The 12,154-nt window shown below is 67.1% G+C and carries 8 protein-coding genes and 1 pseudogene; 4 read left to right on the top strand and 5 right to left on the bottom strand.

The features are described from left to right. Nucleotides 1-18: 18 nt before the first annotated feature. Nucleotides 19-546, bottom strand: a complete 528-nt coding sequence (locus ACIBBB_RS02720) for a hypothetical protein (protein ID WP_398977964.1) — start codon at nucleotides 544-546, stop codon at nucleotides 19-21. 56 nt (nucleotides 547-602) lie between these two features. Then, nucleotides 603-1,958, bottom strand: coding sequence for a hypothetical protein (locus ACIBBB_RS02715; RefSeq protein WP_398977961.1), 1,356 nt, complete (start codon nucleotides 1,956-1,958; stop codon nucleotides 603-605). Between the two features lie 159 nt (nucleotides 1,959-2,117). On the opposite strand from ACIBBB_RS02715, the gene ACIBBB_RS02710 reads away from it, so the two are divergent. The 3 genes and pseudogenes from ACIBBB_RS02710 to ACIBBB_RS02700 all read left to right on the top strand — a co-directional run bounded on the left by ACIBBB_RS02710 (nucleotide 2,118) and on the right by ACIBBB_RS02700 (nucleotide 5,347). Beyond that, entirely contained in the window at nucleotides 2,118-2,825 is a 708-nt protein-coding gene (locus tag ACIBBB_RS02710) for a bifunctional DNA primase/polymerase (protein ID WP_398977959.1), read from the top strand. After that, nucleotides 2,815-3,109: pseudogene (locus ACIBBB_RS02705) on the top strand (hypothetical protein). Before ACIBBB_RS02710 ends, ACIBBB_RS02705 begins: the two are co-directional and overlap by 11 nt. Nucleotides 3,110-4,279: 1,170 nt before the next feature. Continuing rightward, a complete protein-coding gene (locus tag ACIBBB_RS02700) occupies nucleotides 4,280-5,347 on the top strand; it encodes a hypothetical protein (protein ID WP_398977957.1) in 1,068 nt (355 codons plus the stop codon). Nucleotides 5,348-6,889: 1,542 nt separating this feature from the next. On the opposite strand, the gene ACIBBB_RS02695 is transcribed toward ACIBBB_RS02700, so the two are convergent. Both ACIBBB_RS02695 and ACIBBB_RS02690 read right to left on the bottom strand, forming a co-directional pair. Then, nucleotides 6,890-8,548: an ABC-F family ATP-binding cassette domain-containing protein gene (locus tag ACIBBB_RS02695; protein WP_398977955.1), complete on the bottom strand. Its 1,659-nt coding sequence runs from the start codon at nucleotides 8,546-8,548 to the stop codon at nucleotides 6,890-6,892. Nucleotides 8,549-8,645: 97 nt separating this feature from the next. Beyond that, on the bottom strand, nucleotides 8,646-9,161 hold the full coding sequence (locus ACIBBB_RS02690) for a TrmH family RNA methyltransferase (protein ID WP_398977953.1): 516 nt from the start codon (nucleotides 9,159-9,161) through the stop codon (nucleotides 8,646-8,648). A gap of 171 nt (nucleotides 9,162-9,332) precedes the next feature. On the opposite strand from ACIBBB_RS02690, the gene ACIBBB_RS02685 reads away from it, so the two are divergent. Then, nucleotides 9,333-10,283 carry an FAD-dependent oxidoreductase gene (locus tag ACIBBB_RS02685; RefSeq protein ID WP_398977951.1) on the top strand — a complete coding sequence of 317 codons (951 nt, stop codon included), beginning with the start codon at nucleotides 9,333-9,335 and terminating at the stop codon, nucleotides 10,281-10,283. Nucleotides 10,284-10,317: 34 nt separating this feature from the next. On the opposite strand, the gene ACIBBB_RS02680 is transcribed toward ACIBBB_RS02685, so the two are convergent. Next, the gene (locus tag ACIBBB_RS02680) at nucleotides 10,318-12,057 is read right to left on the bottom strand and encodes a BCCT family transporter (RefSeq protein WP_398977949.1); all 1,740 of its coding nucleotides are present in this window, start codon (nucleotides 12,055-12,057) and stop codon (nucleotides 10,318-10,320) included. Between the last annotated feature and the right edge of the window lie 97 nt (nucleotides 12,058-12,154).

Here is a 12,154-nt window from a genome sequence, read left to right as displayed (position 1 = left end):
AGAGGCGTTTCTCTCTTCTCACTCCCTGTTCATGGCGGCGTGTGCCGCACCGATGAAGGCATCCAGCCGGGTGCGAAAGACCTGATGCGCTTCGTCGTAGAGCTGCCGCGCATCCGGTTCGCCCCGAGAGACCGGCCATAAGGAACTGTTGCACGTAGACGCAGCTTTCAAGAGCGCTTCGGCGCTCTCGCCCACCTCCTGCGGTCCTTCCAGGACGATGACGCGTACGCAGCGCATCAACGGAGCGAAACCGTCTCTGAGATCGACACGAATCTGTTCGACACGGGCTCGCAGAGCCTCTTCGTCGTCCACCTGCATGTAAGCATCGCCGACCCGCCAGTAGGTCTCGCCCATGGCATGAGCCTGCTCGATGAGCGCGAGATAGGCCGTGCGCCGTATCTCGCGAACCTGGACCCGCTGTTGCACCTGCACTGCGGTCTCTGCCTGGACTTTGGCCGCCTTGGCGTTCCCCCGGCTCGTCACCCAACTAGCCAGCACCGCAGTTCCGCCCGTCAACGCTGCGACCAACACGGCAGTGTCGGCCACGCCACCTAATTCCATGCAACGCCTCTCCGGTGGAGCCGGTGTGATTGGTGACGGTTCTAGACGGAATGATTCTCTTCGGTACCTGCCCACAAACGGGTGTCGGCAGCCTGCTCGAAGAAGTCCCGAGAGGCAGACGATGAACCGATGCCTTCGAGGTGTCGGCGGAACTCCGCGAGGTACGCGACGCACCGGGCCGACTTCAGCTGTTCGCCCAGGTCCAGGGCGTCGAGAGTCACCCGGCATGCCTCCTCGGTATCGCCGGCGTGTAGATGCGCGTCCGCGAGGACCATGGTGGCGAAGAAGTCGCTGCGGACGTGGCTGCCGCTCATGGCGTTCTCCGCGTGGGCCACGGCTTCGCGTGCTCGGTGGACATCGCGGAAGCAGTGCGCCGTCTCTGCCGCCAGTTCCGCGGCGTCGAAGTAGGTGATCCACCCGGGTTCGTCGTCTTCGTCGGCACTGTCCAGAGACTTGGCGGCCTCGCTGAGTGCCGTCTCGGTTGCTCGGCGGTCTCCGGTACGGGCCAGGGCGCGGGCTTCCATGGCGTGGAACTGCGCGCGCAGCGTCGGTGTGGCCACTCCGGAGATTCCCATCAGCGCGGCGCGGGCCAGGGTCGCGCCGTGGGTGTACCGGCCGAGGAAGGTGGCCTGGTGGCTCATGGCGGACAGGATGCTGCCTGCGAGGCGCCGGTCGTCGCCGTCCTGAGCAAGTCTTAGGGCCTGGAGGAAATAGCGCTGGGCGAGCCCGTGGTGACCGGCGTCGTAGGACATCCATCCGGCGAGCAAGGTGGCTTCGGCGACCGTCGCGAACAATGCACCTCCCACCGCCTCGGTGTAGCGGCCGGTGAGCAACGGTGCGACATCCCGGCTGAGGTACTGAACAACCGACTGCCGTGCGTGGTCTCCGCCGAACTGGTCGTCGAGTCGGGCGAACATGTCGCTCGTCGCCTTCACCACGGCCACATCCGTGAGCCCGACTCTCGGACTCTGTCCGTGTCTCGGCTCGGGGAAGGACGCTTCGGGAGCCACCAGCCAGCGAAGGGAGGCTTCGTTCCAAGCCGGTTCGGACGGTTCGGCCCGGAGCAGCGGCTCGTATCCGTTCAGGTCGGCACGCCACAGCCGGTCGACGGTCCTGATCGCCGCGTCCGGGCTGGCGGGGTAGTCGGCGTCCAGCAGGGCGAAGTCGTGGCCAGAGAGGTGGTTCAGCCCCAGCTCGGCGGCCGAGAGGCCGAACGCTTCGCACAGGATGGGGCCGTAAAACTCGTCCGGCGTGCTGTGCCCGTTCTCCCAACTCGCCAGCCGGCGCTTGACGCTCGCGTCGGTCGGCAGAGCTTGGCCGTGTCGCGCCGCAGTCCGCCGTAGCTCGCTGACCAGGCGGAGCTGGCTCCAGCCACGCCGTGCGCGGGCGTCTCGCAAGAGGACACCGACCGGCTGCGCTACCGGCACCCGTCATCGCCTCCACGAACCGTCGGGCACGGGCACGGCGCCCGCACTATCCGACGAATGTACGCAATCCGCAAGCCCCTTGAGTACTTTCCGTGCGCATAACTGCGCTCGCGGTGACCCCGACGGGGGATGACGCGCCCTCACGCATCTCGTCATCCCCCGTCACCTCTCGTCATCTGCCCAGCTCGGCACGGACGCAGGAGTCTGTTCGCACAGCGACCGCACTGGTCGGTGACGGAAAGTCAGACCGAGGTGGATAACGTGCAGAGGATGACGAAGCGAGGCATGGAGTGGCTGTCCGCTGTCGCGGACGACCCGGAATTGTGCCGCAAACACTGGGCGGATGACCCGAGGCGCCCCCATGCACTGCCGACAGGTGTTGCCTTCGACGTCGTGGTGACCGAACAGCGCCTCGGCGTCGAGACGTTCGACCAACTGGAACGTCGGCGAATGCCGGTAGGGCCGGTGCTGGTCGACCGGGCCGCTCGCCGGATGGGCTTCTTCCTTCCGCCAACGTCGAAGGACCGCTTCACGCGGGTGATCGCGCAGGAGACGGACACACCCCCCGCGTACCGCTATCTCCAGCGCGATTCCTTCATCGTCGTACCAGGCCCCATCCCCCTGGCCGGCGACCGCCATCAGTGGCTTCGTGCCCCCAACCACCGCCCCGAGTCGAGCCCGCTGCGCACGGTCTCTCTCGCAGTCATGCTGGTCGCCTCTGCCGCGCTGATGGAACGGGCGGACCACTACGGTGAGCAGTACACCGGCGCTGCCCGCGCCAGCGAAGTCGAAGGCTTGGGCGGCGAAGAGAACCCGGTGCCCAGCGATGACGAGTAGCGACGAAAACCTGGACGCCGCGCGCTGGTCCCCACCCCACACCAACGAGTGGTGCGCGGCCCGCAACGCCACCTCGGCACTGCGCGACGTACTCGCTGCGGCAGGCATGGCCCGCGACTTCCCCTACCTGCGTGCCGACCTCAACGCCTTCGGACACGGCCTCATCGACCTGGACCGCATCTCACCCGGCCACCGCCGAACGCTTGGCGGAACTGCTCCGCCGAGCTCTGTCCTGCACACGCGGCGAACGCGATGCCGCGGACACCTGCCACCCCAAGAACTGACGGGAGAGACGACATACCCGACGCGATGGACCCCCGCCGAGTCGTGGCCCGGCGAGCGGAGAATCTGTCGGAGGCCCGCCCCTACGTCCGTCGCTGGGCCCAGGCCAAGCACCCAGCCGAGACATTGGCGGAGCAACGCCGCTTGGGGGCTTGGAAACGGACTTCCCCGGCCTCAAGGCCGATGTATCTGTCTTCTGAGACGGCCTGGTCTGCCTCGGCATCCTGCGTCCCGATGCTGCCGAACTACCCGCACGGCTGGTTGCCACGGGGCTCACGACGGAGATGTCAGACCAAGCATCTCTACTGAACCGACCGGACACCCCGGGCCGCATAGCGACGAGCCGAGTCAGCCCTGCTACGGTCTCCGGGATCGATCGGTGAAACTGCTCGTTGTCCCAGGGCCCCGGGGCGCAGCCGCGTCCGGCAACCGAACGGCACCGGCACACCCCAGCTCCGTACCCCGCACGAGCCGTCGGCAACAAGGCACTTGGCCTGTGGACGCCTCCAACTCTGCGAGGCCTGTTCGTCCTGGTTCACGGTTACCCGTGGGCCGAGTTCCTGGATTGCGCACTGGGCTACTGACGCCCACGAACAGCTGCGAAGGGGACTGTGAGCCCGCATGGACAACCAGCGAGCGTTGTGATCCCAGAGTGCCTACCGCTTCTTGCGAAGATGACGCTTCTTCGCTTTGGCTTCTTTCTCCTTGCGCTGCGCGACGCCGTAGGCCGACAGGGGCCCCTGGTGTTTTGCGCAACGAGACGTGCCGATCATCGTGAGGTGGGCTGAGATGCCATCGCATGCCTCCCCTACTCCGAACCCAGATCTCTGGACTTCTCGAACCTTCGCGCGCGGCAGATGGGCAGGGGAAGGCGCATGCAGGACACAGAAGAAGCACAGCCGCGCACGCCTTCTGATCCGTAGCTAAGGACGGCCCGATACGCGCCCAGTGACCGCTCACTTCAACGCAGAGTCTCGTCGCCAGGGATCAAATTTGGCACCCACAGCAACCGTCCTCGGATTCGATCATGCAGATGGCAAGTATGAGCAAATCCGCCAAATGGTAGACCATCATGGGCTCTAGGCCAGTAAGGTACGCACATGGGGACAGAAAGGCGCTCGTTCGGTGAGTGGCACTTGCGTGGAGGGCGATACGAACAACACGGCCTCCCCGTGGAGATGCTCTCGGAATTTGTCAGGTATGAGCGACTAGTAATTAATGTGGCCAAAGGGTTGTACAAACAGCGAAACTGGCGGCGACAGCGAGTTCCACGGGGCTTCGCGTCTGGATTCGGCCTCCGCCTAGCGGCGGTCAAACCTGGAAGCGTCATGCCTGTTTTGGAGATTTCACAAAGCACCGAGAGTGAACTTTTCGAGCGAGAATCTGAAGGGATTTTCGACGAAGCTCGATTCTTGATTCAAGACACGTTGAGGTCCGTAGCAGACGGCGGCGCTATCCCGCCAAGGTTCCCACATGCCGCCCTGAAAGAATTCTCCAGCTTTGGGCGAAGCTTGCAAGATGACGAGAAGATTTATTTCGATGAGGGATCACCTCACGAAGCGACTTTCTCTCAGGAGATTCGAAGGATTCTACAAGAACGCGCCTCGATCGAGCAATTTGAAGTCGAGGTTCATATGCTGGGACAGATCATCGGTGTACTTGCCGATAAGTCAACCTTCGAGTTCCTGCCTGTAGGCGCAACCAGGCCCATTTTGGGCCGGTTCTCTTCAGCTGAATTCGTGCCAGAATTAACCCAGCACCTTGGCCATTCCACGATGGCTCCAACTGTAGCCATGAGCGCAGTCGCTCTACAGACACCTGACGCCGGAACGATTGCATTCCAAGACATCCTATCTATTGAGGCAGCTCTCCCCGCAGAGTGGTCATCACGTCTCGCTGAGCTAAGCAAACTTGAGCCCGGTTGGCTTGAAAGCGGCGGGGAGGCTATAGCGCTTCAGGTCCTAAGGGCAACCGAATCGCTCTTGCTGGAATGCTTGGACGCGAGTATCCCCAGGCCAAACATCTACCCAGCTGACGGAGGTGCCGTTCAGCTTGAATGGGTTTCAACCCAAGGGGAAGTCTCCGTTGAAATAGCACCGAGCAGAGAAATTGAACTCTACGCCTTTTCAAAGGTAGACGACGCCGATGAAACGGAAAACGTAGTCAACTGGGCAGATCTTGAGTCTGCTGTCGAATTCATCGCCAGGGGGATTGGCAAGTATGTCCGTGGAGTCGCATGAACTACGCACTGGCGAACACGAATTAGACACACCTCATGAATTCCTGTGGCGACAAATCAGTCCGAGTCACGTCGAGAATGGTGCTATCTCAAAGCTTGCATTCGTACCAAGTGACAACGACAAGGGGCAACTTTCCACGGCGCGGAGTAACTCGGTAACCGCCGAGGCAGCCTATGACCACCACATTCTCGTGCTACAACTCGGATCCATCGGATCGTACGCCCTAACCGTTGGGGAGATAACAGCCGAAGGGCTGCGCGCAGTGGACGATTCGGCTATCCAGGAGCAGGATCCTCCGACTCCTGGGCACACATACATAGACTATCGCGTGCTCTCCACAAAAAATCAGCGAAAAAAACTCGGGGCCAAGCTACGCGATAAGGCGGTTGCACACGGCTGCCAATACAACGGGTAACAGGTAGGTGAGGGCGGCGGAGCGGGTTTGGCCGGTGTGGGTGCGGCATGATCAGGAGGGCCGTACGGTAGCTGGCAACTCGGGCAGACTGTGATTATCCTGCCCGGAATTGGAACAAGTGGCCCCTGCTCTTGCTCGACGCGGGGCCCGCTCCGGGGAGGTGGGTAAAGCCGTGGAGCCGACCGACCCAGCCACAGCGGGCTTCTCTCTCCCCCCGACTGGCGTTCACTCTCTTGTCGCGCGACAAGCGTAGCCGGGGCCTGAGGCGGGGAGGAGACAGAAGCGAGGGCCCGGCGGGAAGCCGGGAGCCGCGGGGTGAGCGGAGCGAGCGTCTTGGAGACGTAGAGAGAGTTTGACCCACTGCTCCCCTCGTGCGTCAGAGGTGGTAGCTCAGTTCCATGTCGTCTCCCGGGAGTTGGAACTCCTACAGTGAAAGGGGCTCGTGGTCCACGTTGAGTGTTACGCGGAGGACGTGCAGCAGGGGCACGCTGTCGGAAGCGGCATGTAGGTGCGTAGGTACTCCGTGAACTGGATGCCCGAGAGCGGGGCCGGTGGGAGCGCCTCTTCCTCGTATTTCGTGTTGATGAGAACTGGGAACGGCACATACGTGCGGTGGAGTTGGCGCAGGTCGCCTCCGTCATACATCGGCTCGCCCGGCGGCATGTCCGGTAGCTCCGCGAGAGCCAGCTGGGCATCTGTGTGGGTGACTGGGGGTTCCTCGGCGTCCGTGCAGCGCGGGCAGTCCCTCTTCTTCTGGCTTCAGACCCAACTCCCCTGCTGAGCAACGGCTGAGGGCCAGCTCGCGTAGGTTCTGCTGTGTTGGGTCGCTCAGGAGCGTGGCTGTGCGCCAGTGTTGATGTCAGGCATAGATGTCAGGACCGGAACAGCTCGGGGTTCGGGCATGCCTCCAGCGGGTCGCCCGGACGGTCCGCCCACTTCCACCAGACGTGCGGGGAGGAGCACCCCCACAGCGTGCGGCAGGCTCGCGCGCCGTCGTCCTCTCGGTGGGAAAGGAGGAACGCGCCGGCCTTCAACGGCTGATCGCACTCGGGACACATGGGTGGATCGTCGGGCATGGAGCGCGACATACCCTGGCCCCGAGGCGCGGCGGCATGGGCTTGGGGAGCTCAGGGGCGGGTGGGTGAGAGTTCCGAGAGCTTGCCCGACGTGACCTCGATTCGGCGGCCCGTTCGGACAGAGCCCAGCATGCGGCGGTCGTGGGTGACGAGCAGGAGAGTTCCCTCGTACGAGTCGAGCGCCGACTCCAGCTGTTCGATCGCCACGAGGTCGAGGTGGTTCGTCGGCTCGTCCAGGACCAGCAGGTTCACTCCCCGGCCCTGGAGCAGTGCCAGGGCCGCGCGGGTGCGTTCGCCCGGGGAGAGCGTGGTCGCCGGGCGCAGTACGTGGGCCGCCTTGAGGCCGAACTTGGCCAGCAGCGTGCGGACTTCGGCCGGTTCCGTGTCCGGGACCGCCGCGCAGAACGCGTCGAGCAGCGTCTCGGGGCCGTGGAACAGCGCGCGCGCCTGGTCGACCTCGCCGACCACCACGCCCGAGCCGAGCGAGGCCGCGCCCGCGTCGGGGGCCAGCCGGCCGAGGAGGAGCGCCAGCAGGGTGGACTTGCCCGCGCCGTTCGCGCCGGTGATCGCGACCCGGTCCGCCCAGTCGATCTGGAGCGAGGCCGGCCCGAAGTGGAAGTCGCCGCGCCGGACTTCGGCGCCGTTCAGGGTCGCGACCACCGAACCGGAGCGCGGCGCCGAGGCGATCTCCATCCGGAGTTCCCACTCCTTGCGGGGCTCGTCGACGGCGTCGGCGTCCAGGCGTTCGATCAGGCGCTGGGTCTGGCGGGCCTTCGCCGCCTGCTTCTCCGTGGACTCGGAGCGGAACTTGCGGCCGATCTTGTCGTTGTCCGTGGCCTTGCGGCGCGCGTTCTTGACGCCCTTCTCCATCCAGGAGCGCTGCGTCTGGGCGCGCCCCTGGAGGGCCGTGCGCTTGTCGGCGTACTCGTCGTACTCCTCGCGGGCGTGCTGCCGGGCCCGCTCGCGCTCTTCGAGATACGCCGAGTAGCCACCACCGAAGAGGTTCACCTGCTGCTGGGCCAGGTCGAGTTCGAGGACCTTGGTGACGGTGCGGGTGAGGAACTCGCGGTCGTGGCTGACGAGGACCGTGCCCGCGCGGAGGCCGCTGACGAAGGATTCGAGGCGTTCGAGGCCGTCGAGATCGAGGTCGTTGGTCGGCTCGTCCAGGAGGAAGACGTCGTAGCGGGACAGCAGCAGCGACGCGAGCCCGGCGCGGGCGGCCTCGCCGCCGGAGAGGGCGGTCATCGGCTGGTCGAGGCCGACAGTCAGACCGAGGGACGCGACGACTTCCTCGGCGCGTTCGTCGAGGTCGGCGCCGCCGAGTCCGAGCCAGCGCTCCAGACCTGCCGCGTACGCGTCGTCCGCGCCGGGCGCGCCGTCGACGAGTGCCTGGGTGGCCGCGTCGAGGGTGGCCTGGGCCTCGGTGACGCCCGTACGCCGGGCGAGGAAGTCACGCACGGATTCGCCGGGGTGCCGCTCGGGCTCCTGCGGAAGGTGGCCCACGGTGGCGGTGGGCGGGGAGAGGCTCAGCGCCCCGTCCTCGGGGGTGTCCAGCCCGGCGAGCAGCCGGAGCAGGGTCGATTTCCCGGCGCCGTTGACCCCGACGAGACCGATCACGTCGCCGGGCGCGACGACGAGGTCGAGCCCGGTGAAGAGTGAGCGGTCGCCGTGGCCCGCGGCAAGATTCTTGGCGACGAGAGTGGCAGTCATCAGACCGTCGATTCTAAGGGCTGTCCCGGCATCCCCGGCGGGCGCACGACGACAGCTACGGGACAGCCCTTCGGGCGCGCGGGACGTAGGGCCGTGGTCAGAGGAGGCCCGCCAGTCTGTAGAGGGCCAGGCTGCCGGCGACCGCGACATTGAGGCTGGCGCCCGTGCCGATCATGGGGATCTCCACGCAGGTGTCCAGCAGGTCCAGTGCTTCGGGCGGGATGCCGTTCTGTTCGTGGCCGAGGACCATCACCGTGGGCTGCCGGGCGGCGGGCAGGTCCGCCAGGCGCACCGCCTCGTCGGCGAGTTCCACCCCGACCACGCGCGCCCCGCGCTCCCGCTGTCTGCCGAGCCAGCCGAGCGGATCACCGGTCCAGTGGACGCACACGGGCCTGCGCAGGGTGTTGCCGCGTGCCAGGGCCTCGGGGACCCAGGGGAAGCGCGGCAGCGCGAGGCAGGCGCCGACCGCGTCGCAGGTGCGGGCGAGGGTGCCGAGATTGGCCCCGTGCAGGGGCCACAGCGGCGCCGCGTAGAGGTGGTCCCAGCAGGAGTGGGCTCTCGGCCGGCGGCTGCGGCGCAGTTCGCCCGGCGTGCGCGGGCGGATCGCGGTCATCGGCGCGAGGCCGTCGGCCTCCGGGGCGCTGTGTTCCTGTCCGTCATGTCGTACGGCGATTCGCGGCTCGCCGGGGCCATCGTCGGTCAGGTGTGTCGTCTCGTACGTGAACGAGCTTGGCGCCGGGTCCGCGGGCTGTCCACCGAATTCCGCCTGGGCTACGGTCCCGGCATGGGTGACACGGTGATCGTGGTCGGTGGCGGGGTCGTCGGGCTGACGACCGCCGTCGTGCTCGCCGAGCGGGGCCGACGGGTCCGGGTGTGGTCGCGGGACCCCGCCGCGCGCACCACGTCGGCGGTGGCGGGCGCGCTGTTCTGGCCGTACCGGATAGAGCCCGCCGCGCGGGTCGGCCCGTGGTCCCTGCGGTCGTTGCGCGAGTACGTGGCGCTGGCGCGGGATCCGGCGGCGACGGGCGTACGCGTGACGGCGGGGCTGATGACCGACACCGAGCTGAGCGGGCTGGGGAGTTGGGCGGTCGAACTTCCCGAGCTGCGGGAGGCACGTCCCGACGAGCTCCCGGACGGGTGCGCCCAGGCGTTGCGCGGCCGGCTGCCGCTGATCGACATGCCCGCGCACCTGCGGTACTTGGAGGAGCGGCTGCGCGCCGCCGGCGGGAGTGTGGAGCGGCGAACCGTCGATGCCCTGGAGGAGCCGGCCGCGCAGGCCCCCGTCGTGGTCAACTGCTCGGGGCTCGGCGCCCGCGAGCTCGTGCCGGACGCGTCGGTGTTCCCGGTGCGCGGGCAGCTCGTGGTGGTCGAGAACCCGGGGATCGAGGAGTGGCTGGTGTCGGCGGCCGGGGACGCGGCCGGTACGTCGTACCTCTTCCCGCAGCCGTTCGGGCTGATCCTCGGCGGCACCGCCGAAGACCACGCGTGGGACACGCGGCCCGACCCGGCGACCGCCGCCGCGATCATCGAGCGCTGCGCCGCGCTGCGTCCGCGGGTGCGGGGCGCGCGGGTGCTCGCGCACCGGGTGGGGCTGCGCCCGGCGCGACCGCGCGTACGGGTCGAGGCCGTCCAACTGCCGGGCGGCGCAAGGCTGGTGCACAACTACGGCCATGGCGGCGCAGGCGTCACCGTGGCCTGGGGCTGTGCGGAGGAGGCCGCCCGGCTGGCGGGGTGAACCCGCCCGGCGGCCTCCGCGGGCACCGATCCGATCAGTGGGGCGTCGACTTCTCCGGCGTGCTTCCGGCCGACCCTTCGTCCGGGGCCGGGCCGATCCGGATCTCGAAATCGCCGTCGTACCGCTCGTGGCCGGCGATGACGGCCGACTCGACGACCTCCACCCCCCGCTCCCCGCGGATGATCAGCGCGTCGCGGCGCAGGTCGCGCATCAGGGCCACACACATGCCGATCATGACGAGCGCGAACGGCGCGGCCACCAGGATGGTCAGATTCTGGAGCCCTTGCAGCGCGTCGCCCTGACCGTCGCCGACGAGCAGCATCACCGCGGCGACGGCTCCGGTCAGTACACCCCAGAAGACGATCACGTACTTGCTGGGCTCGAAGTGGCCCCTCTGGGAGAGGGTGCCCATCACGATCGACGCGGCGTCGGCGCCGGAGACGAAGAAGATGCCGACGAGGATCATCACCAGCAGGCTGGTGACGGTGGCGATCGGGAAGTCCTGGAGAAGCGCGAAGAGCTGGCCCTCGGGCGTCGCCTCGTTGGTGAGCCGGCCTTCCCTCTCCTGGAGCCGGATGGCCGATCCGCCGAAGATGGCGAACCAGATCAGGCTCACGGTGCTGGGGACGAGGATGACGCCGCCCACGAACTGACGGATCGTCCGGCCGCGGCTGATGCGGGCGATGAACATGCCGACGAAGGGCGTCCAGGAGATCCACCAGGCCCAGTAGAAGACCGTCCAGCTGCCGAGCCACTCGGGGACGCCCCTGCCGCTGCTGGCCTCGGTGCGGCCCGCGAGCTGGGCGAGGTCGCCGAAGTAGGACGCGATCGACGTCGGCAGCAGGTCGAGCACGAAGACGGTCGGACCGAGGATGAACACGAACAGGGCCAGCACCAGCGCCAGCACCATGTTGGTGTTGGAGAGCCACTGGATGCCCTTCTCGACGCCGGAGACCGCGGAGGCGACAAACGCCAGGGTCAGGACGGCGATGATGGTGACGAGGAGTCCGGTGCTGACGGTGTCGAGCCAGTTCAGCTCGGTGAACCCGCTGCCGATCTGGAGAGCGCCGAGGCCCAGTGAGGCGGCAGAGCCGAAGAGCGTCGCGAAGATGGCGAGGATGTCGATGACGCGCCCCGTGGTGCCGTAGGCGTGCCTCTCGCCGATGAGCGGCACGAAGACCGCGCTGATCGTCTGGCGGCGCTTGCGCCGGAAGGTGCTGTACGCGATGGCGAGGCCGACCACGGCGTAGATGGCCCAGGGGTGCAGCGTCCAGTGGAACAGCGTGGTGGCCATGGCCGTTTCGGTGGCCGCCGCCGGGTCCGGGGGGTCGGTGCCGGGGGGCGGGTCGGTGAAGAAGGTGAGCGGTTCGTTCACGCCGAAGAACATCAGGCCGATGCCCATGCCGGCGCTGAACATCATGGCGACCCAGGAGACGGTCCTGAACTCGGGCTTCTCACCCTCGTCACCGAGGGTGATCTTGCCGTAGCGGCTGATCGCCAGCCAGAGGGCGAAGACGACGAAGCCCGAGGCCACCAGGACGAAGGCCCAGCCTCCGTTGTGGATGAGGCCGGAGAGCATGGAGCTGGACACGTCCTCCAAGGAGTCGGTGCCGACGGAACCCCAGACGACGAAGGCGAGCGTGAGGACGGCTGTGACACCGAACACCACCCGGTCGGTCTGGGGGCGCCGGGATTCCTGGGGATGGCCCGGCTCACCGGGCGTGACCGGCGGCGGACCTCCTTCGGCTCCCGCTTTCTCTGCGTCCTTCGGCACGAGCAACACCTTTCGGGGTTTCACGGAGCATGCGTGGGCACTCCGTTACGCCTGAGGGCCTGTCCGCCGGGTCTCGCCGGGCTCATGGCCCGATCCG

It is taken from the genome of Streptomyces sp. NPDC051217 (assembly GCF_044455465.1).
Classification (GTDB): Bacteria; Actinomycetota; Actinomycetes; order Streptomycetales; family Streptomycetaceae; genus Streptomyces.
Note: the sequence above shows the minus strand (reverse complement) of the source record. Positions and strands in the feature narration are given on the sequence as shown.